Annotated in this window: 22 protein-coding genes and 1 tRNA gene; 7 read left to right on the top strand and 16 right to left on the bottom strand. The window is 63.4% G+C overall.

Going from position 1 to position 26,743, the window contains the following annotated elements:
* Positions 1 to 6 precede the first annotated feature (6 nt).
* The 3 genes from ACQ4W6_RS19740 to ACQ4W6_RS19750 all read right to left on the bottom strand — a co-directional run bounded on the left by ACQ4W6_RS19740 (position 7) and on the right by ACQ4W6_RS19750 (position 2,830).
* The gene (locus ACQ4W6_RS19740; RefSeq protein WP_436568877.1) at positions 7 to 990 is read right to left on the bottom strand and encodes a tyrosine-type recombinase/integrase; all 984 of its coding nucleotides are present in this window, start codon (positions 988 to 990) and stop codon (positions 7 to 9) included.
* 175 nt (positions 991 to 1,165) lie between these two features.
* Positions 1,166 to 1,252: transfer RNA gene (locus ACQ4W6_RS19745), tRNA-Leu, on the bottom strand.
* Between the two features lie 78 nt (positions 1,253 to 1,330).
* The gene (locus ACQ4W6_RS19750) at positions 1,331 to 2,830 is read right to left on the bottom strand and encodes a nucleobase:cation symporter-2 family protein (RefSeq protein WP_436568878.1); all 1,500 of its coding nucleotides are present in this window, start codon (positions 2,828 to 2,830) and stop codon (positions 1,331 to 1,333) included.
* Between the two features lie 214 nt (positions 2,831 to 3,044).
* Between ACQ4W6_RS19750 and ACQ4W6_RS19755 the strand changes: the two genes are divergently transcribed.
* Entirely contained in the window at positions 3,045 to 3,365 is a 321-nt protein-coding gene (locus tag ACQ4W6_RS19755; RefSeq protein ID WP_436568879.1) for a hypothetical protein, read from the top strand.
* A 45-nt stretch (positions 3,366 to 3,410) separates the two neighbouring features.
* On the opposite strand, the gene ACQ4W6_RS19760 is transcribed toward ACQ4W6_RS19755, so the two are convergent.
* The 7 genes from ACQ4W6_RS19760 to ACQ4W6_RS19790 form a co-directional block, all read right to left on the bottom strand.
* On the bottom strand, positions 3,411 to 5,297 hold the full coding sequence (locus ACQ4W6_RS19760; RefSeq protein WP_436568880.1) for a propionate--CoA ligase: 1,887 nt from the start codon (positions 5,295 to 5,297) through the stop codon (positions 3,411 to 3,413).
* A gap of 74 nt (positions 5,298 to 5,371) precedes the next feature.
* Positions 5,372 to 6,574 (bottom strand): 2-methylaconitate cis-trans isomerase PrpF, encoded by a 1,203-nt coding sequence (prpF, locus tag ACQ4W6_RS19765; RefSeq protein ID WP_436568881.1) that lies wholly within the window; start codon positions 6,572 to 6,574, stop codon positions 5,372 to 5,374.
* Between the two features lie 114 nt (positions 6,575 to 6,688).
* Positions 6,689 to 9,283 carry a Fe/S-dependent 2-methylisocitrate dehydratase AcnD gene (gene acnD, locus ACQ4W6_RS19770; RefSeq protein ID WP_436568948.1) on the bottom strand — a complete coding sequence of 865 codons (2,595 nt, stop codon included), beginning with the start codon at positions 9,281 to 9,283 and terminating at the stop codon, positions 6,689 to 6,691.
* A gap of 14 nt (positions 9,284 to 9,297) precedes the next feature.
* The gene (gene prpC, locus ACQ4W6_RS19775) at positions 9,298 to 10,452 is read right to left on the bottom strand and encodes a bifunctional 2-methylcitrate synthase/citrate synthase (RefSeq protein WP_436568882.1); all 1,155 of its coding nucleotides are present in this window, start codon (positions 10,450 to 10,452) and stop codon (positions 9,298 to 9,300) included.
* A gap of 151 nt (positions 10,453 to 10,603) precedes the next feature.
* Positions 10,604 to 11,491, bottom strand: coding sequence for a methylisocitrate lyase (gene prpB / locus ACQ4W6_RS19780; RefSeq protein WP_436568883.1), 888 nt, complete (start codon positions 11,489 to 11,491; stop codon positions 10,604 to 10,606).
* Positions 11,492 to 11,833: 342 nt separating this feature from the next.
* Positions 11,834 to 12,082, bottom strand: a complete 249-nt coding sequence (locus tag ACQ4W6_RS19785; protein ID WP_436568884.1) for a hypothetical protein — start codon at positions 12,080 to 12,082, stop codon at positions 11,834 to 11,836.
* Between the two features lie 136 nt (positions 12,083 to 12,218).
* Positions 12,219 to 12,455, bottom strand: a complete 237-nt coding sequence (locus tag ACQ4W6_RS19790) for a hypothetical protein (RefSeq protein ID WP_436568885.1) — start codon at positions 12,453 to 12,455, stop codon at positions 12,219 to 12,221.
* A gap of 177 nt (positions 12,456 to 12,632) precedes the next feature.
* Here ACQ4W6_RS19790 and ACQ4W6_RS19795 point away from each other — a divergent pair, with 177 nt between their 5' ends.
* Positions 12,633 to 13,490 carry an MBL fold metallo-hydrolase gene (locus tag ACQ4W6_RS19795; protein ID WP_436568886.1) on the top strand — a complete coding sequence of 286 codons (858 nt, stop codon included), beginning with the start codon at positions 12,633 to 12,635 and terminating at the stop codon, positions 13,488 to 13,490.
* Positions 13,491 to 13,568: 78 nt separating this feature from the next.
* On the opposite strand, the gene ACQ4W6_RS19800 is transcribed toward ACQ4W6_RS19795, so the two are convergent.
* Positions 13,569 to 15,014: a M20/M25/M40 family metallo-hydrolase gene (locus ACQ4W6_RS19800; protein ID WP_436568887.1), complete on the bottom strand. Its 1,446-nt coding sequence runs from the start codon at positions 15,012 to 15,014 to the stop codon at positions 13,569 to 13,571.
* A 181-nt stretch (positions 15,015 to 15,195) separates the two neighbouring features.
* Between ACQ4W6_RS19800 and ACQ4W6_RS19805 the strand changes: the two genes are divergently transcribed.
* From ACQ4W6_RS19805 to ACQ4W6_RS19815, 3 genes are all read left to right on the top strand, one after another.
* A complete protein-coding gene (locus ACQ4W6_RS19805) occupies positions 15,196 to 15,726 on the top strand; it encodes a GNAT family N-acetyltransferase (protein WP_436568888.1) in 531 nt (176 codons plus the stop codon).
* Between the two features lie 120 nt (positions 15,727 to 15,846).
* Positions 15,847 to 16,314 carry a glycine zipper 2TM domain-containing protein gene (locus ACQ4W6_RS19810; RefSeq protein WP_436568889.1) on the top strand — a complete coding sequence of 156 codons (468 nt, stop codon included), beginning with the start codon at positions 15,847 to 15,849 and terminating at the stop codon, positions 16,312 to 16,314.
* Positions 16,315 to 16,464: 150 nt separating this feature from the next.
* Positions 16,465 to 17,394: a PP2C family protein-serine/threonine phosphatase gene (locus tag ACQ4W6_RS19815; RefSeq protein ID WP_436568890.1), complete on the top strand. Its 930-nt coding sequence runs from the start codon at positions 16,465 to 16,467 to the stop codon at positions 17,392 to 17,394.
* On the opposite strand, the gene ACQ4W6_RS19820 is transcribed toward ACQ4W6_RS19815, so the two are convergent.
* On the bottom strand, positions 17,384 to 17,566 hold the full coding sequence (locus ACQ4W6_RS19820; RefSeq protein WP_436568891.1) for a hypothetical protein: 183 nt from the start codon (positions 17,564 to 17,566) through the stop codon (positions 17,384 to 17,386). The genes ACQ4W6_RS19815 and ACQ4W6_RS19820 overlap by 11 nt on opposite strands.
* Positions 17,567 to 17,641: 75 nt before the next feature.
* On the opposite strand from ACQ4W6_RS19820, the gene ACQ4W6_RS19825 reads away from it, so the two are divergent.
* Both ACQ4W6_RS19825 and ACQ4W6_RS19830 read left to right on the top strand, forming a co-directional pair.
* Positions 17,642 to 19,288 (top strand): FHA domain-containing protein, encoded by a 1,647-nt coding sequence (locus ACQ4W6_RS19825; RefSeq protein WP_436568892.1) that lies wholly within the window; start codon positions 17,642 to 17,644, stop codon positions 19,286 to 19,288.
* 395 nt (positions 19,289 to 19,683) lie between these two features.
* On the top strand, positions 19,684 to 20,277 hold the full coding sequence (locus ACQ4W6_RS19830; protein ID WP_436568893.1) for a metal-dependent hydrolase: 594 nt from the start codon (positions 19,684 to 19,686) through the stop codon (positions 20,275 to 20,277).
* A 96-nt stretch (positions 20,278 to 20,373) separates the two neighbouring features.
* Here the strand turns inward: ACQ4W6_RS19830 and ACQ4W6_RS19835 are convergent, their stop codons facing one another.
* From ACQ4W6_RS19835 to ACQ4W6_RS19850, 4 genes are all read right to left on the bottom strand, one after another.
* Positions 20,374 to 21,258, bottom strand: coding sequence for a pirin family protein (locus tag ACQ4W6_RS19835; protein ID WP_436568894.1), 885 nt, complete (start codon positions 21,256 to 21,258; stop codon positions 20,374 to 20,376).
* Positions 21,255 to 21,653, bottom strand: a complete 399-nt coding sequence (locus ACQ4W6_RS19840) for an OsmC family protein (protein ID WP_436568895.1) — start codon at positions 21,651 to 21,653, stop codon at positions 21,255 to 21,257. The genes ACQ4W6_RS19835 and ACQ4W6_RS19840 overlap by 4 nt, the downstream gene beginning before the upstream one ends.
* Positions 21,654 to 21,824: 171 nt before the next feature.
* Positions 21,825 to 24,164 carry a bifunctional serine/threonine-protein kinase/formylglycine-generating enzyme family protein gene (locus ACQ4W6_RS19845; RefSeq protein ID WP_436568896.1) on the bottom strand — a complete coding sequence of 780 codons (2,340 nt, stop codon included), beginning with the start codon at positions 24,162 to 24,164 and terminating at the stop codon, positions 21,825 to 21,827.
* A 21-nt stretch (positions 24,165 to 24,185) separates the two neighbouring features.
* Complete coding sequence (locus ACQ4W6_RS19850) at positions 24,186 to 26,531, bottom strand: coiled-coil domain-containing protein (RefSeq protein WP_436568897.1); 2,346 nt, start codon at positions 26,529 to 26,531, stop codon at positions 24,186 to 24,188.
* Positions 26,532 to 26,743 lie beyond the last annotated feature (212 nt).

The raw sequence follows: 26,743 nt of genomic DNA on the forward strand, positions 1-26,743 counted from the left end.
GGAGGGTTACAACTTCTTCGCCAACTCTGCGGCCGTCTCGTTGTAGTAGATTTGCAACATCGTCAAATCTTTGTGCCCGACCATGCGCGCCAATTCCAACACATTGAGCTTCTTGGCCAGCCGCGTGATTGCCTCATGGCGAGTGTCATGAAAGGTCATATCGACAACACCGGCAGCACCCCGGGCCTTCCGGAATAAAGCATCGAGGCTTGCCGCCGAAATACCAAAACATGTATCTTTGTCCCTTGGCAACAATGCAAGCAATTCAATTGCGCGCCCCGATAAAGGCACGGACCGCTTCGTGCCGTTCTTTGTGCGCGGTAAATGCGCCACATTGCCATCAATATCACCCCAGGCAAGTCCGCAAATTTCGCCGGCACGCATGGCCGTCTCGATTGCAAACAGGAAGGCGACCGCAATTGCGGATGACTTGGTCGCGACTTCCCCATCGAAAGCCAGCGCCAGGCACAATCGCTCAATCTCGTCATCAGTGATGCGCCTGTCGCGCGGCGGGGGATTTTGCGGGCGCCGCACGTCGACTGTAGGGCTAGCAACGATCCACTTCCATTCACGGCGCGCAGTCGTAAAAACATGAGATAGCAAATTCATATCGCGATTCACGGTCGACCCGGCAACCGACAAGAGCCGATCATCGCGCCACTTGCCAAGGACGTCGGCTGTGACGTCGCACAGTTTCATCTCGCCAAGCGGAACTCGGTCGACAACATGGCGGGATATCGCAGCCAACCGGATGCCCTCCCAGCGCGCACCGCGCTTGTGCGGCGAAACCTCGACGCCGTATCTGTCGAAGGCGTCCTGGCACGTTTTATCGGTGTTTACGCCCGTCACCGCCATGCGCCGCATCTGCGATTCGCGCTCGACAGCCCACGCCTGAGCCTCAGCCTTGGTTGGCAGCACCGCTGAATCGCGCGTGCCCTTGACCGAAATCTGGACGCGCCAGCCGGTTTTCTGTTTTGTAATCGATGCCACTATCTAATCCCCGGGGAAAACATGGGGACATTATGGGGATTTTTTGGGGAGTTGGTGATGTTTTTTAATCGCTTCGTATCGCAATTCCTAATGGATGGCGAGACAAAAAAATGGCGATAAACCCTTGATTTTATTGGATTTATCGCCATTTATCGCTTACTGCAAAATTGTCTATTGGTGCCCGGAGCCGGAATCGAACCGGCACGCCCTTACAGGCGGGAGATTTTAAGTCTCCAGTGTCTACCAGTTTCACCATCCGGGCAGCGCGGCAAGATTCTAGCACAAGTGATACTGATTACACCATCTTGCTCGGCAAATGCACCATTGCCGCAGCTATGCGCTACTCACTGCCATGACTGTTCTCCCGCGCCTTTTCCCTTGCTTCGTCCGTTGACGCCAGCCCATTGAAGAACAGATTGAGCAGCACGGCGACGATGGCGGCCAACAGGATGCCGCTGTGCAGCAGGGGCGACAGAGCTTTCGGCATGTGCTGGGCGTATTGTTCGGCCACCAGCGGCAACATGCCGAAGCCGATGGACAGGGCCACGATGAAGAGGTTGTTGCGGTTGCTCTTGTAGTCGACGCCGGCCAGGATGCGGATGCCGGTGGCGGCGACCATGCCGAACATCACCAGACCCGCCCCGCCCAGCACGAACGCCGGCACGGCTTCGGCCGTTTGCGCGATCTTCGGGATGACGCCCATGAGCAGCAGAATGATGCCAGCCGCGACGCAGACCCAGCGGCTGCGCACGCCCGTCACGCCCACCAGGCCCACGTTTTGCGAGAACGAGGTGTAGGGAAAGGTGTTGAAAATGCCGCCAATCAAGGTGCCCAGGCCATCGACGCGCAGGCCGCGGCTGATGTCGGCCCGCGTGATGCGCTTGTCCGTCATTTCGCCCAGCGCCAGGAACATGCCCAGGGATTCGATCATGACGACGATCATCACCAGGCTCATGGTCACGATGGCGACCAGGTCGAAGGTGGGCATGCCGAATTGAAAGGGCGTGACGATGGCAAACATCTTGGCGCTGGCCACCTTGGCGAAATCGGCCTTGCCCAGCGCGAACGACAGGGCCGTGCCGGCGATGATGCCGATCAACACGGCGATGTTCGACAGGAAACCCCGGCCATACTTGGCTACCAGCAAGATAACGGCCAACACGAAAAAGGCGATGCCCATGTTGTCGAGCGCGCCATAGCCGGGATTGGCGATCATCGGTACGGGGCCGGTGGGCGCGGGCAAGCCTGCTGCTGTCGCGGCCGTGGCCATCTTGACGAAAATGGGATCGGCAATTTGCGCCATGGCTGGCGGCCCACCCATGGCCCAGTTGATGCCCACGCGCATCAGCGACACGCCGATCACGGCGATGATGCTGCCCGTCACCACGGGCGGAAACAGCGCCAGCAAGCGGCTGATGAAGGGCGCGATCAGCATGGAAACGACGCCGGCACCGATCACGGCGCCGAAGATGCCGGTGATGCCCAAGGCAGGATTGCTGGCCATGGCGAGCATGGGGCTGACGGCGGCAAAGGTCACGCCCATCATCACGGGCAGGCGGATGCCGAAATACTTGCCCATTCCCAAGGACTGGATCAGGGTCACCAGGCCACAGCAAAACAGGTCCGCGCTGATCAGCGCCGCCACCTGCTCGGGCGGCAGCTTGAGGGCGCGGCCGACGATCAGCGGCACGGCGATGGCGCCGGCATACATGACCAGCACATGCTGCAAGCCCAGTGTGAACAATTTTCCGGCGGGCAGTATTTCATCGACCGGGGATGGCGCAGCAGGCGTGGCGCCAGGCACGCTGCGGTGGATGGATTTCAGACGGGGAGAGGCCATTTATGCTCCATTTCCAGGGTTTCCGCGGCCCGGATGGACGCAGATGAAATGGGAAAGTACGAGAGAGACGGGACGACAGGAACACAACGGCGGCGGCTGATGCATGCGAAGCTCCTTGGAATGAGGGAATGCCCAAGGCTAACCATGCACGCATCGTGCCAGGGTAGTTGTATACAGTTTGTGCCTACAAACTAGCGTCAAAGTACCAAGTCGCATGGCCCCCGCACCGATTTCAGGCACGCCGCCTGGCGCTCGCACCAAAACAGCTCTCCTGCAGCGCCAGCGCCTGGCGCGCACCTTCTTGATGGCGGCCGCCGCGTCTGCCGCCAGCTCGCCGATGTCCTTCTCGCGGCGCTGGCTGCGCGCGCCCTGGGCGCGATGCAGCCAGTGGTCAAGCGCATGGCGCGCGATATCGGCGATATGGTGGCTGACGTCGGATAACCCGGACCAGCGCAAATACCACCGCAAGCTCTGTCGCGGCAACGAGTGTTTGATCGTGGGCAGGGTCGTGCGCAAGGAAAGCGACCGGATTTGAAATCGAAGTTTATCGTTTGATAAACTTCGATAAAGTAACGCGGAGTTAAGCCAACGCAGCCTGGATTTGCTGCAACGCTGCCGGATCGTCCATCGACGTCAGGTCACCCGGGTTGCGCCCTTCGCAGATGGCCTGGATCGAGCGGCGCAGCAGCTTGCCCGAGCGCGTCTTCGGCAATTGCGCCACAAAGAGCACGCGCGCGGGACGCGCCACGGCGCCCAACTGGCGGTCGACCACGGCCATCACCTCGCGCTCCAGAGCCGCCCTGTCCTCCACGCTTTCGGCCAACTGCGGGTTCTTCAGGATCACGAAGGCCATCGCCACCTGGCCCTTGAGCTTATTCTCCACGCCCACCACGGCCACTTCCGACACGTTCGGATGGCTGGTGATGCTTTCCTCGATCTCGCGCGTGCCCAGGCGATGGCCGGCCACGTTGATCACGTCGTCGGTGCGGCCCAGGATAAAGTAATAGCCATCGGCGTCGCGCATGCCCCAGTCGAAGGTGGAATACACTTGCCGGCCGCTGAAGGTGGACCAGTAGGTGTCGACAAAGCGCGCGTCGTCGCCGTAGACAGTCTGCATGCAGCCCGGCGGCAGCGGGCCTTCCAGCACCAGCACGCCCTTCTCGTTGGTGCCGCACTCCTCGCCCGTTGCCTCGTTGAGCAGCTTGACCTGGTAGCCGTACATGGCCAGGCCCGGGCTGCCCAGCCGTGTCGCTGTATCAGCCACGCCTTTCGCCACCGACAGGATGGGCCAGCCCGTCTCCGTCTGCCAGTAGTTGTCGATGATGTCGATCTTGAGTTCATCGGCAATCCATTGCGAGGTGGTTTCATCGAGCGGCTCGCCGGCCAGGTACAGCGCTTTCAATGACGACAGGTCGTGCTTGCGCATCAGTTCCACCGGATGCTTGCGCAGCACGCGAATGGCCGTCGGCGCCGAAAACATGCGCGTGACCCTGTATTTTTCCACGATGCTCCACCAAATGCCCGCGTCGGGACAAATCGGCAATCCCTCGTACAGGATGGTGGCCATGCCCGCGATCAGGGGGCCATACACGATGTACGAATGCCCCACCACCCAGCCGATATCGGAAGTAGCAAAGAAGGTTTCGCCCGGCTTGCCGCAAAACGTGTACTGCATCGAGGACGCCAGCGCCACCGCATAGCCACCCACGTCGCGCTGCACCCCCTTGGGCTTACCCGTGGTGCCCGAGGTGTACAGCACATATGACGGTTCGTTCGATTCAAGCCAGGTAACGGGCACCTGCGCGTCCAGATGCCTTGCACGCAGCGCCGCGTAATCGACGTCGCGGCCCGGCGTCAGTTCCATCGGCACGAGCTGGCGGTCGACCAGCAGCACATGCTGCGGCTGGTGCGCGGACAAAAAGATGGCTTCATCGAGCAGCGGCTTGTAGGCAATCGCCTTGCCGTTGCGCGAACCGGCATCGGCGGAGAACACCAGCTTGGGCTGCGCATCGTCGATGCGGCTGGCCAGGCTGTTGGCGGCAAAACCGCCGAAGACCACCGAGTGGACGGCGCCGATGCGCGCACAGGCCAGCATGGCAAATGCCGCCTCGGCGATCATCGGCATATAAATCAGCACGCGGTCGCCCTTGACGACGCCCAGCGACAGCAAGATGGCGGCGCAGCGCTCCACTTCGCGCTGCAGTTCGCGAAAGCTGTACGTGCGCTCGGTATTGGTCTCGGTAGAAATGGCGATCAGCGCGGGGTTGTCGCCCTGGCTATCCACCCAGCGGTCGATGGCGTTGTGGCACAAATTGGTGGTGCCGCCAACGAACCATTTGGCAAATGGCGGGCGGGAATAATCGAGCACCTGCGAAAACGGGGTATGCCAATCGATCTTTTCCGCTTCCTCGCGCCAGAAAGCTTCTGGCGTGTCGATCGAGCGTTGATAGAAATCAGAGAAACTCATGTTGCCTCCGGTATGAAAATCGATGTCGGCCAGGGCCAAGCCCCGGCCATTTGCTTAATTTTCTTACGTCATGCTCAGAATGCGTCCCCTGGTACGCGCACAGAACCTTCCATCAGCACGCGCGCGCTGCGGCTCATGATGGCCTTGGTGACGCTCCATGCGCCATCGACCAGCGCCGCCTCCGCGCCCACCATCAGCGTGCCGGACGGGTGGCCGAAACGCACGCTGCTTTTTCCACGTCCTTGCGCGCCGCCGCCCGCCGCCAGATTCACCAGCGTGCCGGGAATGGCTGCCGCCGTGCCGATGGCCACGGCCGCCGTGCCCATCATGGCGTGGTGCAGCTTGCCCATCGACATGGCGCGCACCAGCAAGTCGATATCGCCCGCTTCTACCCGCTTGCCGCTGGACGAGACATAGCTGGCCGGCTTGGCGACAAACGCCACTTTCGGCGTGTGCTGGCGCGTAGCCGCTTCATCGAGGTGCGCGATGAGGCCCATGCGCAAGGCGCCATGCGCGCGGATGGCCTCGAAGCGGGCCAGCGCTTGCGCGTCGCCATTGATCGCCTCCTGCAGCTCCGTGCCCGTATAGCCGATAGCCTCGGCGTCGACAAAGATGGTCGGGATGCCGGCGTTGATCAGGGTGACGGTCAAGGAGCCGATGCCGGGTACTTCCAGCTGATCGACCAGATTGCCCGTGGGGAACATGGCGCCACCGCCCCCTTCTTCTTCCGCCGCCGGGTCGAGAAATTCCAGTTTCACTTCGGCGGCCGGGAAAGTCACGCCATCGAGCTCGAAGTCGCCCGTCTCCTGTACTTCGCCATTGCTCACGGGGACATGGGCGATGATGGTCTTGCCGATATTGGCTTGCCAGATGCGCACCGTGGCCACGCCATTGCGCGGCACGCGCGCTGCGTCCAGCAGGCCGCTGGCAATCGCAAACGAGCCGACGGCGGCCGACAGGTTGCCGCAATTGCCGCTCCAGTCAACGAACGGCTTGTCGATGGAAACCTGGCCAAACAGGTAGTCGACGTCAAGCTCCGGCCTGGCACTTTTCGCCAGGATCACCGTCTTGCTGGTGCTGGAGGTGGCGCCGCCCATGCCGTCGATCTGCTTGCCGTATGGGTCGGGGCTGCCGATCACGCGCAGCAGCAAGGCGTCGCGTGCGGCGCCAGGCACCTGCGCGCTGGCGGGTAAATCCTGCAGGCGGAAAAACACGCCCTTGCTGGTGCCGCCGCGCATGTAGGTGGCGGGGATCTTGATTTGGGGTACGTGGTTCATTGAGTATTCCGGAGAGAGTCTTTTACATCTGGCGCAGGGGAGAAAAAACTACCCCAACGGCAAAGGCTGGGGGCGGACCCGTAGGGTATGCCCCCTTGCCAACTACAACTACACTTACGCTGCCTTGGCCGACTCGAGGAAATCTTGCGCGAAGCGCTGCAAGACGCCGCCCGCCTCGTAGATCGACACTTCTTCCGCCGTGTCGAGGCGGCAGGTGACGGGCACTTCGAGCGTTTCGCCGTTCTTGCGGTGGATAAGCAGGGTCAGGGTGGAGCGCGGCGTGCGCTGGCCCGTGACGTCATAGGTTTCGCTGCCGTCCAGGCCCAAAGTCTTGCGGTTCACGCCAGACAGGAATTCCAGCGGCAAGACGCCCATGCCCACCAGGTTGGTGCGGTGGATGCGCTCGAAGCCTTCGGCCACGATGGCTTCCACGCCAGCCAAGCGCACGCCCTTGGCGGCCCAGTCGCGCGAGGAACCCTGGCCGTAGTCGGCGCCGGCGATGATGATCAAGGGCTGCTTGCGCTCCATGTACGTCTCGATGGCTTCCCACATGCGCGAAATCGTGCCTTCTGGCTCGATGCGCGTGAGCGAACCCGCCTTGACTTTACCGTCTTCGATGACCATCTCGTTTTTCAGGGTCGGGTTGGCAAACGTGGCGCGCTGCGCCGTCAAATGGTCGCCCCGGTGCGTGGCGTAGGAATTGAAGTCTTCCTCCGGCAAGCCCATTTTCGCCAGGTATTCGCCAGCTGCGCTGTCAAGCATGATGGCGTTCGATGGCGACAGATGGTCGGTCGTGATGTTATCGCCCAGGACCGCCAGCGGACGCATGCCTTTCAATGGGCGTGCGCCAGCGAGCGCGCCTTCCCAGTAGGGCGGGCGGCGGATATACGTCGTCTGCGGACGCCAGTCGTACAGGGGGCTGACCTTCTGGCCATCGTCGACCTGCGCGGCGAACATCGGGATATACACCTTGCGGAACTGCTCCGGCTTGACGCTGGAAGCGACGATGGCGTCGATTTCCTCGTCCGACGGCCAGATATCCTTCAGCAAAATCGGCTTGCCGTCCGCGTCCAACCCCAGCACGTCCTTCTCGATATCGAAGCGGATGGTGCCGGCGATCGCATAGGCCACCACCAGCGGCGGCGAGGCGAGGAAAGCCTGTTTCGCGTACGGGTGGATGCGGCCGTCGAAGTTGCGGTTGCCCGACAAGACTGCCGTGGCGTACAGGTCGCGCGACACCACTTCGTCCTGGATGACAGGGTCGAGCGCGCCCGACATGCCGTTGCACGAGGTGCAGGCAAAACCGACTACGCCAAAGCCCAATTGTTCCAGTTCCGGCATCAGTCCCGCTTCCTGCAGATATAGTTCCACGGTTTTCGAGCCGGGCGCCAGCGACGATTTCACCCAAGGCTTACGCGTCAAACCGAGGCGGTTCGCATTGCGCGCGATCAAACCGGCGGCGATCATGTTGCGCGGGTTGTTCGTATTGGTGCAGCTGGTAATGGCGGCGATGATGACGGCGCCGTCCGGCATCTTGCCCGGTTCGTTTTCCACCACGCCGGAAATGCCGCGCGCAGCCAGTTCGGAGGTCGGCACGCGGTTGTGCGGGTTCGACGGTCCGGCGATATTGCGCACCACGGACGACAGGTCGAACGTCAGCACGCGCTCGTATTGCGCGTCCACCAGGCTGTCGGCCCACAAACCCGTCTCTTTCGCATACAGTTCCACCAGTTTGACCAGTTCATCGTCGCGGCCCGTCAATTTCAGATACTTGATGGTTTGCGCGTCGATGTAGAACATGGCCGCCGTGGCGCCAAATTCGGGCGCCATGTTGGAAATCGTGGCGCGGTCGCCCAGCGTCAGGTGCGAGGCGCCTACACCGAAAAATTCCAGGTACGACGAGACGACCTTCTGCTTGCGCAAGAATTCCGTCAGCGCCAGCACCGTGTCGGTGGCCGTGATGCCCGGCTGCGGTTTGCCCGTCAGCTGGACGCCGATGATGTCGGGCAGCCGCATCCACGAGGCGCGCCCCAGCATCACGCTTTCCGCTTCCAGCCCGCCCACGCCGATGGCGAGCACGCCCAGTGCATCGACCATCGGCGTGTGCGAATCCGTGCCCACCAGGGTATCAGGATAGGCGACACCATCTTGCACCTGGATCACCGGCGACATGCGCTCCAGATTGATCTGGTGCAAGATGCCGTTGCCTGGCGGAATCACATCGACGTTCTTGAAGGCCTTCTTGGTCCAGTCGATGAAGTCGAAACGGTCTTCATTGCGGCGGTCTTCGATGGCGCGGTTCTTGGCAAAGGCATCGGGGTCGAAGCCGCCGCATTCGACGGCCAGCGAATGGTCGACCACCAGTTGCGTCGGCACGACGGGGTTGACCAGCGCCGGGTCGCCGCCCTGGGCCGCGATGGCGTCGCGCAAGCCGGCCAGGTCGACCAGGGCCGTCTGGCCCAGGATGTCATGGCAGACGACGCGCGCGGGGAACCATGGGAAATCGAGATCGCGGCGCCGTTCAATAAACTGGCTCAGCGAAGCGTTCAGGGTGGCCGGGTCGCAGCGGCGCACCAGGTTTTCGGCCAGCACGCGCGAGGTGTAGGGCAAGCTGGCGTAGGCGCCTGGCGCGATGGCATCGACGGCGGCGCGCGTGTCGAAGTAGTCCAGCCCGGTTCCCGGCAAGGGTTTGCGGTACAGGGTGTTCATCATGTTGGCACTCATTATTTGCGGTCCTTGATCGGCACGAATTCCAGGTCTTCCGGGCCGACATAGTTGGCGCTTGGGCGGATGATCTTGTTGTCGATGCGCTGCTCGATGATGTGGGCGGCCCAGCCCGAAGTGCGCGAAATGACGAACAGCGGCGTAAACATCGCCGTCGGCACGCCCATCATGTGGTACGACACGGCCGAAAACCAGTCCAGGTTAGGGAACATGTTCTTGATTTCCCACATGACCGTTTCCAGGCGCTCGGCGATGTCGAACATTTTCGTGGAACCGGCTTCCTGGGACAGCGAACGCGCCACTTCCTTGATGACTTTATTGCGCGGGTCGGAAATCGTGTAGACGGGGTGGCCGAAGCCGATCACCACTTCCTTGTTCGATACGCGCTCGCGGATGTCCGCTTCCGCTTCGTCGGCGTTGTCGTAGCGCTTTTGAATATCCAGCGCCACTTCATTCGCGCCGCCGTGTTTCGGGCCGCGCAGCGCGCCAATGGCGCCCGTGATGGCCGAATGGATGTCCGAACCCGTGCCGGCGATGACGCGGCTGGTGAAGGTGGAGGCATTAAATTCGTGTTCCGCGTACAGGATCAAGGAGGTGTGCATGGCTTTTTCCCACGACGCCGAGGGTTTTTCGCCATGCAGCAAGTGCAGGAAGTGGCCGCCGATCGAGTCGTCGTCCGTTTCCACTTCGATGCGCTTGCCGTTATGGCTGTAGTGGTACCAGTACAGCAGCATGGAGCCGAACGAGGCCATCAAACGGTCGGCGATGTCGCGCGCGCCCGGCGCGTTATGGTCGTCCTTTTCTGGCAAGGCGCAGCCCAGGACCGACACGCCCGTGCGCATCACGTCCATCGGGTGGGCGGCGGCGGGCAGCGCTTCCAGCGCCGCTTTCACGCTTGAAGGCAAGCCGCGCAAGGACTTCAGCCTGGCCTTGTAGCCTTTCAGTTCGGCGGACGTCGGCAGCTTGCCGTGCACCAGCAGGTAGGCGATTTCCTCGAATTCGCAGCTGTCGGCCACGTCCAGGATGTCGTAGCCGCGGTAGTGCAAATCGTTGCCGGTCTTGCCGACCGAGCACAGCGCCGTGTTGCCGGCAGTGACGCCGGACAGGGCGACGGATTTTTTAGGCTTGAAGGGGGCGGCTTGCGGTGCGTTCATTGGTTTCTCCAAAATATAATAGTAATTTATAACGCCTGACAAAACCGTAGCGAGCGGCAGTGAGTTGTGGCTAAGAAGCGCAGCTGTGCTGGAGCACAGCGAGCATCGCAGGCCGCAAATCGCGACGCGCAGTAGGTTTGGTCAGGTGTTTTTATTTCTTTTGCGCGGCGAACAGTGCATCGAGCTTTTGCTCGAAATCGTGGTAATTGATCGATTCATACAGCTCCATGCGCGTCTGCATGGTGTCGACGACATTCTTTTGCGTGCCGTCGCGGCGCAGCGCCTTGTAGACGTTTTCGGCCGCCTTGTTCATGGCGCGGAAAGCAGACAAAGGATACAGCGCCAGGCCCACGTGGGCGCTGCGCAGTTCGTCCAGGGTGAACAGCGGCGTAGCGCCAAATTCCGTGATGTTGGCCAGGATAGGCACGTTGACGGCCTTGGCGAAAGTGGCGTACATGTCCAGGTCCGTGATCGCTTCCGGGAAGATCATGTCGGCGCCCGCTTCGACGCAGGCGACGGCGCGCTCAAGCGCAGCTTCCAGGCCATCGACGGCCAGCGCATCGGTGCGCGCCATGATGACGAAGTTCGGGTCCGTGCGCGCATCGACGGCCGCCTTGATGCGGTCGACCATTTCTTCCTTGCTGACAATTTCCTTGCCCGGACGGTGGCCACAGCGCTTGGCGCCTACCTGGTCTTCGATGTGCAGGCCGGCGGCGCCGAACTTGATCATCGATTTGACGGTGCGCGCCACGTTGAAGGCGGATGAACCGAAGCCCGTGTCGGCGTCGACCAGCAGCGGCAGGTCGCACACATCGGTGATGCGGCGGATATCGGTCAATACGTCGTCCAGGCTGGAAATGCCCAGGTCGGGCAAGCCCAGGGAGCCGGCCGCGACGCCGCCGCCGGACAGATAAATGGCCTTGTAGCCAGCGCGCTTGGCCAGCAAGGCGTGGTTGGCGTTGATGGCGCCGACGACTTGCAGCGGGGATTCTTCCTGGACGGCCTTGCGAAATGCGGCACCTGCGGAGTATTGAGTCATGTATGCACCTTATGGGGTATCGGGTCGTCCCGAATGTTTCATGGACTTGCTATGAGGATCAGTATTGCAAATGCCGTGCCAGGGCGATGCGGCGTTGCGGAAAACGCCACGCGGCAGAGTAAAAACGCAGGGAAACAGCCGCAGGCGGGCGTTACGTGGCTGTCACGCATGGCAACATGCGCTGTCACACTGGATGCTTGAGATGTTTCATTTTTGCTTCATTATTTCACATGAAACATTATTGAAACATGCAATACGCACAGGATTGCACGATGCAGCAGGGCGCGCAAAGAAAAACAGCCGGCGAAGGCCGGCTGCAAGCGTGAAAAACAAGACAGGAAACTAGGCCAGCCGCACCAGCGGATTGGCGATGATGTTGTCGATCTGGCGCACCGCTTCTTCGCAGGCTGCGGCAATGGCGCCGTCCTCGTCGTCGCGCACGAACTGCATGGTCGAGCCTTCGAAGACTTCCAGTCCTTCCTCGGTGGCGCGTTCGATGTCGCAGCTGGCTGACCATTTGCCATCGGTGGTGGGCACGACCAAGGGAACGATTTCCCAGCCTTTATAGTGAATTTTAGAACTGCTATCCATGGGTGCCTCCATATGAACTGACTCAATATTGTAAATCGTAGCATGAAGCGCAGCCGGCGGCGATATGTTTCACGCGCCATGTTCACGCGCCGCGCCGCGATCAGGCCAAACTTCTGGCTAAACGATTTACGCTGGCTCAAGGGCGCAGCAAGTTATCCACTTCCGTCTTGGCCACTTCCAGCCCGGCCAGGCATGCCGTCTCGGGGGCCTGGTAGCCACCCAGGGTGCGGCTGCGCGTGATGGCCTGCGCCTCGGATTCACCTTCGCGCTGCAGGCGGTAGCTAAAGTCCCACAAGTCGCCATTGTCTTTTTGCGGGGTCACGGAAATCGTAAAACCGCGGTATTGCTCGCTGCGTGCAGTGGTATCGTTCATGAATTCCTCCTTGTAGGAATGAGATTACCACGCAGCAAGGCGCAGGGTGCGCACGGCTGTATAGCGTGCAAGCCCGATCCCTTATCTGTTTTTTGCATGACAAAAGCTAATTCACAGCATTTTTTTAGCGAACTGTGACGATATAATGGCGCTCCCTCTCCGCACCTTGCCGCCGTGATGACTCCTCAAATCCAAGCCTTCTTCGACCCGACCACCGCCACCGTCACCTATGTCGTCTACGCAGCCGATGGCCTGGACTGCGCCATCATCGATTCCGTGCTCGACTACGATCCGAAGGCGGGCCGCACTTCGACCACGTCCGCCGACAAGGTGATCGCCTTCGTGCGTGAACACGGCTTGCAATGCCGCTGGCTGCTGGAAACCCACGCGCATGCGGACCACCTGTCGGCCGCGCCCTACCTGCAGCAGCAACTGGGTGGCGACGTGGCCATCGGTGCGGCCATCCAGACGGTGCAGCAAGCCTTCGCCAAGGTGTATCACCAGGACGGCGCCAAGGCTGACGGCTCGCAGTTCGACCAGCTGTTCGCGCCCGACCAGGTGTTTCATATCGGCAAGCTGGAAGTACGCGCCCTGCACGTGCCGGGCCACACGCCAGCCGACCTGGCCTACCAGATCGGCGACGCCGTGTTTGTGGGCGACACCCTGTTCATGCCGGACGTGGGCTCGGCCCGCTGCGATTTTCCCGGCGGCTCGGCCGCGCTGCTGTACCGTTCCGTGCAGCGCTTGCTGTCGCTGCCGCCGCAAACGCGCTTGTTCATGTGCCACGACTACCCGCCCACGGGCCGCGAGCCGCGCTGGGAAGTGACGGTGGCCGAACAGCGCGCCAGCAACATCCATTTGCGCGACGGCATCACGGAAGAGCAGTTCGTGGCCATGCGCACGGGCCGCGACGCCACGCTGGACATGCCGACCCTGATCCTGCCGGCGATCCAGGTCAACATCAATGCGGGCAAGCTGCCCGAGCCGGAAGAAAACGGCGTGCGCTATCTGAAGATACCGCTGAACGCGATCTGATTTCCCTTCTTACCCCAAGGGCAAAGCCCGGGGCCGCCCCCTGAGGGTACGACCCGCTGCTACGCCTGGCGCCAGACTTTACTCGCCCTGCTCCGGCGCCCGTCCGATCTCGCCATCGATATTGGCCAGGAACCAGGCCAGCGACGACATCAGCGCCACGTTGCGCTTCAGGTTATCCGGGTCGACCTTGTCCAGTGTGTCGGCCGGCGTGTGGTGGTAGTGGAAATAACTGTGGCTGTCGACCAGCGGCTCGAAACTGGGCACGCCGCCCGTTTCAAGGCGGTGCAAGTCGCCCGTGCCCAGCGCGTCGCGGCGGGTGAATGCGTGCGCGCCCATGGGCTGCAACGCGGCGCGCAGGGGCGCGAACAGTTTTTCCGCTTTCGGCCCCACGCTGGCGAGGATGCCGAACGGCCGGCCAGCGCCGCTGTCCATCTCGATGGCCGCATACTGCTTGCCCAGCGCCTGCTTGTGGGCCTCAAAATACGCCTGGCCACCACGGCCGCCGTTTTCCTCGTTCATCCAGGCGATCACACGGATGGTGCGGCGCGGCCGGTAATCAAGCTTTTTCAGCGTTTCCACCACGCCCATGGCCGCCACCACGCCGGCGCCATCGTCATGCGCGCCCGTCGCCAGGTCCCAGGAATCGAGGTGGCCGGAGACGACCACTACTTCATCGGCCTTGTCCGTGCCCGGCCAGTCGGCAATCACGTTGTAGCTGTCGGCGTCGGGCAGGTTTTGCGGCGTCAGGGTCAAATGCATTTTCAGCGGGCCGCGCGCGGCCAGGCGGCCGATCAGCAAAGCGTCTTCCACCGTGACGGCGGCAGCCGGAATGCGCTTGCCGTCTTCCAGTCCCGTGGCCCCCGCGTGCGGAATGCGGAAATCGGCGCCGCCGATCGAGCGCACCAGCGCGGCGGCCGCACCCAGTTCGGCCGCTGCCTTAGGCCCGTTGAAGCGGAAGCGCGAGCCCTGGCCGTAGGTGACGCCGGCCAGGCCACGCTCGGCCATCTCCTGGTCAAACGGCGTGTCGATCAGCACGATGGCGCCCTTCACTTCCACCGCGCGGGCCTTGAGTTCCTCAAAGCTCTTGACGATGATGACGGGCGCCGTCAGGCCGGCGGCCTGGGTGGCGCCCGAGCCGCCCAGGGCGGTCAGCACCACGCGCTGGCTGACTCCCTGAGGACGGCCCGCGTAGTCGACGATTTCCGCCGTTTCCACGCCGCGCACCCAATGCGGCACTTTCACCGGCTGCAGGGTGACCCTGGCGCCCAGCTGGCGCATGGTCTCGGCCACTTGCTGCACGGCGGCCGCCGCGCCGGGGGAGCCGGACAGGCGCGGACCGATCAAGTCCGTCATGTCGGCTAGGCGGGCGTACGCCCAGTCGCTTTGCAGCGCGGTATCGCGCACCTGCGCCAGCGCTTGCGGCGCATTGCCTGGCGCGGCGGCAAAGGCGCCGTCACCAACGCAGGCGAGGGCCACGGATAAAACGCAACGGCGCAGTGGCGCGCCAGTCAAAACGGTAGTCATAAAATATCAGTTCCAGTCAACGAAGTCAGAGCGGGGGCGCCGTGGCCATGGGCAAAGGCAAGCGGCGGCTCAATACGATAGCGTATTTATTCTGTCATTGCAGCAACTTTTGCCATGGCGGCCGACCTGCGCGGGGCCGCGTGGATTATCATGCAAGCTACGCTCGCCATGGGAACCCATCATGCTCAAAGGAACACTGTGTACCGTCCGGCATGTGCTTGCCGCCGACCTCACCACGTTTATCGCGCTGGTCAACGACCTGCCCTCGCGCGGCGCGTTCTTTTCCATGCAATTCAAGTCGCCCGAGGCGATGCGGCGCGACTTCCTGCAATCGGGCTTTGTCACCGAAGACAGCGAGTTGTTCCTGATCGAGGATCACTCGCAGCACATCATCGGCACCATCACGCATTTCAAGAGCCGCACGCCGGCCTCGCGCGAAATTGGCTACCGCCTGTTCGACCCGCAGCGTGGCGGGCAGGGCTATACCAGCGAGGCGACGCGCTTGCTGGTCGATTACCTGTTCAATGCCTACCCCTACCACCGGCTGGAGTTGCTGATGGATCCGGACAACACGGCGTCCGAACGTATCGCGCAAAAGCACGGCTTTACCCAGGAGGGGCTGATGCGCCAGGCCTTCTTCATCCACGGCGTCATGCGCGATGTCAAAATGTACAGCCTGTTGCGGCCCGAGTGGCAAGCCCGCTCGCGCTGAGTTGTTACGGTCCGGGCATGAATGTAATAAGTTGTATTAGACATGGAACAAGGCGCAAGCAGCAGATATAGTCCAATCCATGCAGATCATTGTGATCTCGCCGGAATGGAAGGAAATGCCATGTTGAACAAGAAACTCCTGGGTGCGGTAATGGTAGCGGCAGTGGCTGTGTCTTCGGCCGCAGTCGCCGGTGACCGCGACTTCAATACCGTTGCAGGCGCCGTCGTCGGAGCTGCCATTGGCAACAGCACTGGCGGCCGTAACGGCGCGATCGTCGGTGGCGTGCTTGGCGCCGCCGTCGGCAACAGCATCAGCACGAATGACCGCTATCATGACCGTGGCGGCTATCGCGGCGGCTACCGCGAAACGTATTACCAGCCTGCGCCACAGCCAGTGTATTACGCACCAGCGCCGCAGCCCGTGTATTACGCGCCGCCTCCGCGCTACTACGGCCCGCCAGCCGTCGTCTACGTGCAACCGGGCCGCGGCTATTACCGCGACCATGGCCGCCGCGACTATTACGACAATGACCGCGATGACCGCGATGACCGCGGCCATCGTGGCCACGGCTGGGGCCATCGCCGTTAAGCACGGCCCTGCCCCACAAAAAACCTGCGCCAGCCTGCTGCCGCAGGTTTTTTTATAAGATAAGCAATATGCTGGCCACGCACTACGCACAATATCGGCTAAGCTGTGTCTTATGATTAACATTGATGCCCGCCTGGACCGCACCAACCGATGCATTTAATTAAAGACGAGCTCGACTTCGGCCCCTGGCTCGACGCCGCCGCCGGCAGCAGCGTGGGCGCCGGCCCCCTGCCACGGCGCGAAAACCAGGACAATTTCCTGCTGATCGACGCCCATGGCCATGCCATCTGCCTGTCACAGCAACAGCCCTTCCATTGCCAGGTAGCAGGCTGGCCGCCTGGCCATGTGCGCGCCGCCGTGCTCGACGGCATGGGCGGCCACGGCCATGGACGCGAAGCGGCCGAAGCGGCCGTGCAAGGCTTGCTGGCCATCCCCGCCTGCCACGACACGGCCAGCCTGTCGGCCAAGCTCGATCAATTGCACACCCGCCTGCAAACGCGCTTCGCCCAGGACGCGCCGGCACAGGCGCGCCCGCCCGGCACCACGCTGACCCTGCTGGAAGTGCCGCCCGGACAGGCACCACTGCTGTACCACGTGGGCGATTCGCGCCTGTATGAAATGTTCGACGGGGCCGCCAGCATCCTCACTGTCGACCATGTGCCAGCCACCGTGTACGCCATGCGCGGCGCGCTGGACGAAGCGCGCTGGCGCGCCAGCGTGCATGGCGAGCACCATCCGCAAATCTCGCAGGCATTTATCTTGGGCAATGCCATCGGCACATCCTTGCAGCTAGACAAACCCTTGCGCGCGCTCGATGCAGGCAACTTGCCGCCCTTCCTGGCCCACCTGAGCGACCGCAGGGTGTTGCAAGTGCGGCGCGGCGCCTGTTATCTACTCGCCAGCGACGGTTTCTGGGCGTGCGGGCAGCCCCTGGCCCTGACTGCCCGCTGGCCGGCGCTGTGTGCGGGCAAGACAGCGGCGCAAGCCCTTGCTGCGCTGTTCGACGATTTCCTCGCCAAGCCGCCAGAAGGCTTGCACAGTGACAATATCACCATGCTGGCGCTACGCTTTAACGGCTGATCTTGCCCAGCTGGCTGGCGGCGGCGCTCTTGAAGGGAAATATCAAAATAACATATTCAAAAGATATAAAATGTGCTTCAGAAAATAGTTTCCATGACATGTATGGCTGGGTGTGGCCAGTGGCATGAATTCGGGCAAAAAGAGCGCGTCCGCTTGCCATGAAGGTTGCCAAGGGGGCGCAAAAGCGCGTAAGCTCTCAGGTATAACAGAGGGCAAAATGCCCCCGCTCGATTCGAGTCAGAATGTCATGAAAAAATGCAGCAACCCGGAGCACCCGCACTGTACGTTCTGGGTCTTGCCTGGGGAAAACGTCTGCGCGGCCAACCACCCGCAAGCGACGATTGCTCCCAGCAGCTACGACCTGTTGACCGCACTGCGCAGCGCCCGTTCCGAGCAATCGGCAACGGCGCCTGCGCACGCCCCTGCTACTGACGCTGACGCTTGTACTGCGCCGCTGACTTCCATGGCCGCTGCCATTGCACCTGTGGCGGCTACGGGCATGGCCGCAGCCGCCCGTGCGAGCATGCCGCCGGCACACGTCCCCGCAGCGCCCGCTGCCGCCATGCCAGCGCCAACCGCAAGCATGGCCCCTGCCCGCCCGGCTTACCAGCCCGTGCAGGCGCACCTGCACATCAGCGGCTTCGATCCCCGCGCGGCGGGCGGGCGGCAAACCTTGAAAATGGAATTGCGCGGCATGCTTGCTGCCTGCGCGCCACAGCTGACCTTGCGCCTGCGCTCGGACCTGATACCGCGCGGCGGCGTGCAGCATGATTTCGTGCGTACCACGCGCGGCGACTGGCGGCCTGTGTTTGTCGAGTTTTCCTCGCGCAACAAGGAACACGGGCAATACCAGATCGAGGTGGAAGTGCACAGCCACGCCGATGGCGCCGTGGCGCAGAAATGGGTGTGCACGTTTGTCATCCTGGTGCCGCGCCGCGACGCCACGCTGACAGAAATCCACCAGATCTTCCTCAGCACGCACAAGAACGTGCGCGTGATGGCCGATGACGCCTCGATTGCCCGCGTCACGGGTGGCGACGGCTGCAATCTCGACATCACGGCGCGCAATGCCGGCATTGCCCACATAGACTTGTCTGCCCCGCAAGGCAAGATCGACATGGGCTTTACCACCATTGCCTGGGACGAGGAATTGATCGAGGTCGACCTGCCCGCCGCCAGCGACTGCCATCCGCATCCCAGCCATGCAGCTTGCCTCGTGAATGCGGCGCCGGAAGCGGGTGAACAGCGCCAGATCCGCCTGTTTGCGCTGGAAGAGTGCCTGCTGGGGCGTTTTGAGCTGGTCGATCCGGAAGCCGATGTGCTGCTCAGCCATTTCAGCCCCGACGGCCAGGACAACAATGGCCTGACGCGCCGCCTGTCGGGCCGCCACGCCATCATCCGGCGCGGCCAGCAAGGCTTTGAAATCGAAGATGTATCGCGCTATGGCCTGCTGCTCGACGGTGTCTGGCCCGGCAAGCACAAGCCCGTCGCCCTGCGCCTGGGCATGCGCATCGAACTGTCGGCCAGCATCAAGGGCATCGTCGTGCTCAGCGTCACTGCCATCCTGGCGCACGGCGTGATCTTGCACCGCATCGACCACGGCGAGCGCGCCGAGTGTTTTTATCTGCTGCTGCCCGAAGCCCAGCCCACCCTGGCGGCCCACGCCGCCACGCCACAGGCCGCCTTCCTGCCCGTGCTGTTTCACCGCCACGGTGGTTTCTGGCATGTGGACACGGCCAGCGGCAAGGAAACGCCACTGGCGCCCGCCACCGCACTCGACAAGCTCAGCGGTTTCGCGCGGCATAACCGTTTCGCCAGCGAAGCGTATCCGGAATGCTGGATCATCCGCACCGAAGGCGCGGCGCTGTGCGACAGCACCTTGCAAACCGCGTAAGAACACCTCCCAGATAGTAGCTAGCGCGGCGCCAGCACGAGAAAGATCAGCGACAGGCCGAGTATAAACACCGCTTCCAGTGAGAAAACGAGTGCGGGAATCTGCAATTCAGGCGGAATTTTCATGGCGACACCTTCATCTGGTCAAACAACTGTTTACAGCATAGCGCGTCATGCGTCGAATACATTATCAGTCGCACAATACACTTGACCTGCCGGCACGGCTTGCCGAGCTCACCTCCAGATCCGCCTCGATACAAAATTTAACAAATAATTGACAGATATTCTGCAATTAGCCTCCCTTTACGCCCCTTGATACTGTATATTCATCCAGTTAATATCCCCATTGTTTCACAAAGCGTACACACAGCGCCCGCATGGCGTTTTACATTTTCTATGGCTTCCAACAAAGCGCATCATGCGACTGGTTGGGCTGCCGGCGTGATCGCCGCAGCTCTCGTCGCGCACGCTGGCGCCGGCGGCCCCTATCAAGTGCTGAGCATGCTCGCCTTTGTCATGGGGGCGCTGGGCGGCACGGCGCCGGACTGGCTGGAAGTGGCCTGGTGGGCGCGCACGCACCGCTTGTGGATCACGCACCGCACCTGGACCCACTGGGGACTGGCCTGGATCGCCCTGCTCGCCTACACGTACCTGCAATTGCCGCACCACGTCTGGGCGCCACCCCTGTTCGGCTTTGCCGCAGGCGGCATCATGCATCTGCTGGCCGATTGGCCCAATCCGCTGGGCGTGCCGTGGATTTTCCGCCGCCACTCGCTGCGCTGGTGGAAAAGCGGCCGTCACGACATCATCGTCATCCTTGCCGCCTGGCTGGCCGCCACCGTGGTGGCCGACCATGTGTTTTTTGACGGCATCCATCGCCAGCGCACCCTGCTTGCCCTGGATAGCTTGCTGCACTGGTGTGCAGAAACACTGCGTGCGCTCTGGGCGGATCTGCAACAGTGGCAGGAACGCTGGCGCCTGGGCGGCTGACGCCAAGCTGAAGCCCCGCTACCGCAATCGCCGGCTGCATGGCTGGCCGCCAGCGCTGGCGCAAGGCCGGATTGACCCTGCACGCGCTTTGAAGCGTCAGGCGGGGCGCAGCGGCGCCTTCGGCAGAGGGATGAATTCCGTCTCGCCCGGCACCTGGCCCATGCGCTGGGCGCTCCAGTCGTCGGCCGCCTGCGCCAAACGCTCCTTGCTCGACGAGACAAAATTCCAGAACAGGTAGCGGTGGCCATCCAGCGGCTCGCCGCCGATGACGACGAATTGCGCAGCAGCGCTGCCGGCAGTCACCACCGCTGCGGCGCCCGCCTCCAGCAAGGCCATGGTATGCGGCACCAGCGCCACGCCATCGACCAGCACTTCACCGCTGATCGGGTAAATCGCCGCTTCCGCCGGCAAGCCATCCAGGCGCAACGTTCTTCCCGCCTGCAGCGCCACGTCCAGGTACAGCGTCTGCATGTAGGTGCGCACGGGCGACGTCTGGCCAAAGGCCGTGCCAATCAACACCTTCACCACGGCGCCATCGAGCGGCACGACGGGAATGTCGGCCTGCGGCGTGTGCGTGAAACCCGGCTCATCCTCTTCGTGCGACTTGGGCAGCGCGGCCCACAATTGCAAGCCGTGCGTGCGGTGCGGCTGGCCAGCCAAGTCGTGCGGCGTGCGCTCCGAATGCACGATGCCGCGCCCCGCCGTCATCCAGTTGATGGCGCCAGGTTCAATGCGCTGGTTCGAGCCGATGCTGTCGCGGTGGTCGATCGCGCCTTCGAACAAGTAGGTGACGGTGGCCAGGCCGATATGCGGATGGGGGCGCACGTCGTGGTTGGCGTCGGGCGCCACGTCGATGGGGCCGAAATGGTCAAAGAAAATGAAGGGGCCGACGGCCTGCTTGACGGCGGAGGGCAGCAGGCGCCGCACGACGAAGCCGCCACCGAGGTCTTTTTCGTGGCTTTTCAGGATGGCCGCACTCATGCCAGCACCGTCGTCACTTCGGTTGTCACAGCCGTCATCAATTTATGCAGCGGGCATTTTCCAGCCGCAGCCAGCAATTCCTGGCGCTGCTCGTCCGTCAAATCTCCCGTCAGGTGCAAGGTGGCGGCCAGGCGGTACACGCCCTTGCGCTCTTCGCTGGCATCGCGCTGGGTCGACACTTCCACGTGTTCGAGCGCGATACCCTTGTGTTTGGCGTACCAGACAACGGTGAGCGCCTTGCAAGCCGACAGGGCCGCGTCATACAGGTCGTGCGGCGACGGGCCGGCGTCCCTGCCCCCTTCGGCCACCGAGGCGTCGACAGAAATGATGTGATCGCGTACGTGCACGATGTGGCGCATGGCTTGCGACTGGTCGCGGATGGCAGTGATGGTCATGGCGTTCCCTGGAGCGTTTGGAAAGCCACAATTTACACCGTTTGCCCGCTTTGCGCAGAGCGCTCCCCCGGGCGCCTGATTACTTGATGCGGAACAAGGCGTCCACCGTCTGCGCCATCTTGATGCCGGTGACCATCAGCATGTCCTCGGGATTTTTCCGCTCACGGCTAATCAATCGAGCGTGCGCGCTACCCGGAAGCCTACGATGTCATTTGAGAACACGGTAGAAAAGCCATTGCGCAGGGCCGAGCGCAAATAGCGCGGGTGGTACAGCCACGAGCCGCCGCGCAGGATGCGCCGGCTGCTGTCGCTGCCCTCCTCCCACGCGCTGCCGTCGACGGGTGCGCCTGCATAATTGTCGTGCACCACGTCCTGTACCCATTCCCACACATTGCCATGCATGTCGAACAGGCCCCAGGGGTTCGGCGCGAAGGTGCCCAGGGGGCTGGTGCCGCCCCGGTACACGCCGCGCGGGCCGCCGTTGTAGACATACAGGCCGTCGTAATTGGCTTGCTCGGTGCTGATGGTGTCGCCCACATTGAAGGCCGTGCGCGTGCCGGCGCGGCAGGCGTATTCCCATTCCGCTTCGCTGGGCAGGCGGTATTGCCGGCCGGTGCATTCGCCGAGCCACGCCAGGTACAGCTGCGCGTCGTTCCAGCTCACGCCCACCACGGGGTGCAAATCAGTTTGCACGAAACCGGGGTTGTCCCAGTCCGTTTCCGCACCGCAGGCCTCCCATCGCGTCGCCTTGACGAAGGCGCGCCATTCGCCCACGCTGACGGGGTGGCGCGCCAGGGCAAACGGGCGCTCGATGCCGACCCAGTGCTGCGGCGTCTCGCGCTCCAGCCAGGTTTTTTGCGAGCCTGCCTGCAGGGCCGCCTTGTGCTCCATTTCGTGCGCGCCCATCTGGAAGCGGCCGCTGGGGATAAGCACCAGTTCCGGCCCCCGTCCCTGTCCCTGTCCCGCGCCATCGAGGAAATCGTCGCGCAGCACGCCATCGGCATTGGCTACTGGTGCGTCGGCCGGCGGCAATGGTGGCGCTGGCACCATCGGCTGCACCGGCTGGACTTGCTGCTGCGCAGTGCGGCTGGCCACCTGGCTGGCCACTTCGCGGCGCGCCCGTTCCTGCTCGGCGCGGTAGGCCGCCTCCGCCTTGGCAACGGTGGCCTTGCGCTGCAGTTCCTGGTGCTCCTGCAGGGCGGTGGCCGCGTCGGCTTCGCGGCGCGCGCGCAGCTGGCCGCGCAGCGCTTCCTTGCGCAGCTTGCGCGCCTCTTCCGCCTCCACATGGCGCTGCGCCTCCTGCTCGCGGCGCAGCTTGTCCTGCCGCTGTTTTTCCAGCGCGGCCGCCTGGATCTCGGCCTTGCGGCGCTGCTCCAGTTCTTCCTGGCGCAGACTCGCTTCCTTCTGCGCTTCTGCGCGTGCCTGTCCGGCCGCCAGCGCCGCCTGCTTTTGCTGCTGCGCTGCGCGCGCCTGCTCCTGGCGCGCCTGTTCGGCCAGTTCTTCGGGCGACGGCCCCGCAGCGCGCTCCAGCGCTTCGAGCAAGGCTTGCACCGATTGCGGGCGCAATTCAACCGTCAGCGAAAAACCATTTTGCAGCACTTGCCACTGCGCGGCATTGAGCGCCTGCGGTGCCGATGGCAAATGGCTGGCGCTGCGCGCATCGTCGAACGGCATGCGCCCTTCGAGCATCTGGTAAATCATCACCGCCACCGCATACACGTCCAGGCGCGGGCTGGGCTGGCGCTGGTGCGTGCCCGCCTCGGGCGCCCGGTAGCCGTGCGTGCCCGCGTTCGGCGTTTCCAGCGCCAGGCTGCTGCCCGCATTGCGCACGCGCGAGGCAATGCCGTAATCGAGCAGCTTGATGTCGCCTTTCGCCGTCAAAAAGACATTGCCCGGCTTGATATCGCGGTGCACCAGCTTGTGCTTTTCCCATGCATACGACAGGGCCTCGGCCACTGGATGCAGCAGCTGCTGCACGGTGGACAGCGCCAGCGCGCCCTGGCGGCCCAGGTAGTGCTCCAGGTCTTCGCCATCGAGGCATTCCATGATGATGAAATAGCTGGCCGTGGCCGGGTCCTGCGCCCACTCGTAGACGCGCACGATGTTTTCATGCGCCAGTTTGCGCGCCTGGGTGGCTTCCTCGATCAGCAGCTTGGCGTGCGTGGCGCTTTGCGTCAGCTGCGGAGGCAGAATCTTCAAGGCCACCATTTCGCTGCTGCCCAGCTCTGCATGCGTGGCCAGGTCGGTGGCTTGCCAGACCTGCCCCATGCCGCCCGTGCCAATCAGCCGTTCGAGCCGGTAGCGGCGGTTTTGCGGGCCGATTTCCTGCCCCGTCATGTAGCCCAGCTCCGTGCCCTGGCGCACGGGCGGGGGCGCAGGCATGCCAGCGGGCGGCGCGTATTCGGCGTCGAGGATGGCGTTCTTGCGGCTTTCAAATTCCTGCTCGCTAAGCAGCCCGTCGTCATGCAGGGCGCGCAGTTCACGCAGTTTGTCTCGTGCTTTTTGCATCATCTAAGGTGAAACGCTTCCCAATCAAGACTGCAAGGCGACGCCGCAGGCGACGCAAAATTTGTCTTCCGGATGGCCAGCGCGCAGCGCGTGGCCGTTCTTGCAGCGCAGTAGCGCCATGCCGCCACCGGCCACCGGCTGCAGCGCCTGCGCCACGGCCACGCCCACTTGCGCCTGCGCCGCCAGGCCTTGGCTGTGCACCGCATTCTGCAACTCATTGTGCAACTTGATCAGTTCAAGCTGCTGGCGCCGTTCGCGCTCAAACTGGCCTTCCAGGTAGCTGCGCTCGTGCGCCACGCTGTCTTGCGCCATGCGCAGCGCGTCGGGCGGCGCGATGCTGTTCTCGGCCGCCGCCAGCGCCGCCAGTGCGTGCAGCTGTTCGGCGCTCATGCCCGCCTGCAGCTGCGTTTTCAGCACCTGCGCCAGCACGGCCGCATTCGGCCCTTGCGCCAGGGCCACCTTGCCCGTGTCGCTCAGGGTGCCGATTTTCTCGATGCGGTCGATGTCGATGCGCGCCAGTTCGGCCGCATGCGCCTGCTGCGCCAGCAAGGCTTCGTATTCGCCCTTCCAGCGCGCGTAATCGCTTTCGCGCTGCTGCGCCATGGCCAGCAAGTCGCGCTGCCACTGGGTTTCCTGCTCCAGCTGGCGCAGCTGCTGACGCTGTTCCTCGATGGCCAGCGCGTCGAGCTGCGCCAAATGCGTTTGCTGCTGCAACTGGCGCGCATACACGCCGTCGGCCTCGATGGTGCGCAACAGCTTTTCCTGCTGCGCGATGGCATCCTCGCGCGCGCCGCCACGGCGTAGCGCCGTGATCTTTTCCCCGATGTCCGCCGCCTGCACCTGCGCCGCTTCATCCTTGTGCGCCTCGGCGCGCAGCAGTTCGCGCTGGCGCGCCAGCTGCATTTGCTCTTCCCATTCCTGCACCCGCTCCGCTTCGCGCTTGCGCGCCGCATTTGCCAGCATGAGTCCCTGCCAGGCTGCCTTGTGCTGTTCCGCTTCGAGCTGCGCTTCGCGCTGCGCCGCAGCCATCTCGGCGTGGCGCAGGCGCGCCAGCTGGGCGCGGCGCCCCGCTTCATCGTCGATCAGCAGCGCGTTGTCGATCTGCTGGGCGATGGCCTGCAAATGTACCTGGTGCGTAAAGCGCTGCTGCGCCAGCTGGATCTGCTCGCGCCCGTTCAGCTGCGACAATTCCAGCTCGCTGCGCATCTTGATGGCGGCCAGCGCGCGCACGTGCTCCCAGTTGGCCGCTGCATCGGCGTGCTGCGCACCTTTCTGCACCAGTTCCTGTTCCAGCTCGCCCAGCGCCAGCGCGGCACCATGGTCGAGCGCCTGGCGCCGCGATTTCGCCTCCAGGATGCGCCCATACAGGTCGATCTGGCGCCCGCGCAGCGCTTGCAGGCGCTCCGCCTCCTGGTGGCCCAGCTCGGCCTTCCCGGCCGTCGCCTCCTGCTGCAGCTCGGCGCGCCGGTGCGCGTGGCGCGCCGCCATTTCTTCACGCCGGATGCGCTGCCATTCTTCCTCGTCATACAGCCCGTCGAGCTGTTGCATGCGCTCCAGGCTGCGCTGTTCCAGCTCGTGCGCCGGCAAGCCGCCCAGCCACAGCGTGCCGATGCTGGCGCCAGCGTCGCCATCGCTACCATCGGCAGCGCGTTTGTCGTGGCGCAAACTCAGCGTTTCCACGCCCGCCACGGCCAGGCCGCTGGGCGCCAGGCGCTGCGTCAGCGCCGACTGCAGGCGTTCGTTCAATTCGGGACGCAGGTCGGCATTCGCGTCCATCTCGCGCAGCGCGCGGCTGCCGACGAATTCCAGCGCGATCTGGCGCACGGAGGGCAGCAGCAAGGCGTGCAAATGGGCGCGCGTGACAGCGCCCGGCGCGCGCATGAACTGGCGCGCGAACGCATCGGGCTGGCCCAGCGCGATGTCGACGCGCACGGTAGCGGCGACGCTGAGCATTTCCGTGCTGGCCAGGTCGGGCAGGTCGAACGCGAGGCTCAGTGCATCGGCGCGTGCGATCAGCACTTCGGCCGGGCGCGCCGGCAGCAGCGCAGGCAGGCGGGCAAAGAAGGCGGCGCCGTCGTAGTCGCCAGCCGGTATCAAGGTGAAAGCGTCCGTTTGCACGATCCAGGCGCGCGACTCGGCGGGCACCTGCAGGCGCCGCGCGGCGCTGCCGAACAGCGAGGACAGCTCGCGCACGCCAAAGAACAGGGCCAGCTGCGCGTCGGCCAGGCGCCATTGGTTGGCATGCAGCACCGTGTCGCTGTCGGGCGCGCCCAGCGACAGGCCGCACTGGGCGCAATAGCCGGCAGCGGCGCCGTTCTTGTGCTCGCAACGGGGACAGCGGGCGCCGCCAAAACCAAACAATTGGAACATGTGTGACTCCTGATGATCATTTATTCACGCGACGGGGCCGCCATGCCGATTCTAGCAGGACGGCCGGTGCTGCACTTGCCGCACGCCGAGTGTGCACGGCATTGCGCAACATCAAATAATGCCATGCGGCAATTACATTCATATGCCCGGATACAGGGCTAATCAGCCCTCAATTCAAGCACTCGCGTGCCAGCCGCGCCCCAGGGCGTTTC

It is taken from the genome of Janthinobacterium woesei, from assembly GCF_051380875.1.
GTDB lineage: Bacteria > Pseudomonadota > Gammaproteobacteria > Burkholderiales > Burkholderiaceae_D > Janthinobacterium.

Excerpts from the sequence above, each read along its gene's own strand:
- ACQ4W6_RS19750 (WP_436568878.1), bottom strand. The coding sequence starts at position 2,830 with ATGGCCTCTCCCCGTCTGAAATCCATCCACCGCAGCGTGCCTGGCGCC.
- ACQ4W6_RS19755 (WP_436568879.1), top strand. The coding sequence starts at position 3,045 with ATGGCCCCCGCACCGATTTCAGGCACGCCGCCTGGCGCTCGCACCAAA.
- ACQ4W6_RS19760 (WP_436568880.1), bottom strand. The coding sequence starts at position 5,297 with ATGAGTTTCTCTGATTTCTATCAACGCTCGATCGACACGCCAGAAGCT.
- prpF (WP_436568881.1), bottom strand. The coding sequence starts at position 6,574 with ATGAACCACGTACCCCAAATCAAGATCCCCGCCACCTACATGCGCGGC.
- acnD (WP_436568948.1), bottom strand. The coding sequence starts at position 9,283 with ATGAACACCCTGTACCGCAAACCCTTGCCGGGAACCGGGCTGGACTAC.
- prpC (WP_436568882.1), bottom strand. The coding sequence starts at position 10,452 with ATGAACGCACCGCAAGCCGCCCCCTTCAAGCCTAAAAAATCCGTCGCC.
- prpB (WP_436568883.1), bottom strand. The coding sequence starts at position 11,491 with ATGACTCAATACTCCGCAGGTGCCGCATTTCGCAAGGCCGTCCAGGAA.
- ACQ4W6_RS19785 (WP_436568884.1), bottom strand. The coding sequence starts at position 12,082 with ATGGATAGCAGTTCTAAAATTCACTATAAAGGCTGGGAAATCGTTCCC.
- ACQ4W6_RS19790 (WP_436568885.1), bottom strand. The coding sequence starts at position 12,455 with ATGAACGATACCACTGCACGCAGCGAGCAATACCGCGGTTTTACGATT.
- ACQ4W6_RS19795 (WP_436568886.1), top strand. The coding sequence starts at position 12,633 with ATGACTCCTCAAATCCAAGCCTTCTTCGACCCGACCACCGCCACCGTC.
- ACQ4W6_RS19800 (WP_436568887.1), bottom strand. The coding sequence starts at position 15,014 with ATGACTACCGTTTTGACTGGCGCGCCACTGCGCCGTTGCGTTTTATCC.
- ACQ4W6_RS19805 (WP_436568888.1), top strand. The coding sequence starts at position 15,196 with ATGCTCAAAGGAACACTGTGTACCGTCCGGCATGTGCTTGCCGCCGAC.
- ACQ4W6_RS19810 (WP_436568889.1), top strand. The coding sequence starts at position 15,847 with ATGTTGAACAAGAAACTCCTGGGTGCGGTAATGGTAGCGGCAGTGGCT.
- ACQ4W6_RS19815 (WP_436568890.1), top strand. The coding sequence starts at position 16,465 with ATGCATTTAATTAAAGACGAGCTCGACTTCGGCCCCTGGCTCGACGCC.
- ACQ4W6_RS19825 (WP_436568892.1), top strand. The coding sequence starts at position 17,642 with ATGAAAAAATGCAGCAACCCGGAGCACCCGCACTGTACGTTCTGGGTC.
- ACQ4W6_RS19830 (WP_436568893.1), top strand. The coding sequence starts at position 19,684 with ATGGCTTCCAACAAAGCGCATCATGCGACTGGTTGGGCTGCCGGCGTG.
- ACQ4W6_RS19835 (WP_436568894.1), bottom strand. The coding sequence starts at position 21,258 with ATGAGTGCGGCCATCCTGAAAAGCCACGAAAAAGACCTCGGTGGCGGC.
- ACQ4W6_RS19840 (WP_436568895.1), bottom strand. The coding sequence starts at position 21,653 with ATGACCATCACTGCCATCCGCGACCAGTCGCAAGCCATGCGCCACATC.
- ACQ4W6_RS19845 (WP_436568896.1), bottom strand. The coding sequence starts at position 24,164 with ATGATGCAAAAAGCACGAGACAAACTGCGTGAACTGCGCGCCCTGCAT.
- ACQ4W6_RS19850 (WP_436568897.1), bottom strand. The coding sequence starts at position 26,531 with ATGTTCCAATTGTTTGGTTTTGGCGGCGCCCGCTGTCCCCGTTGCGAG.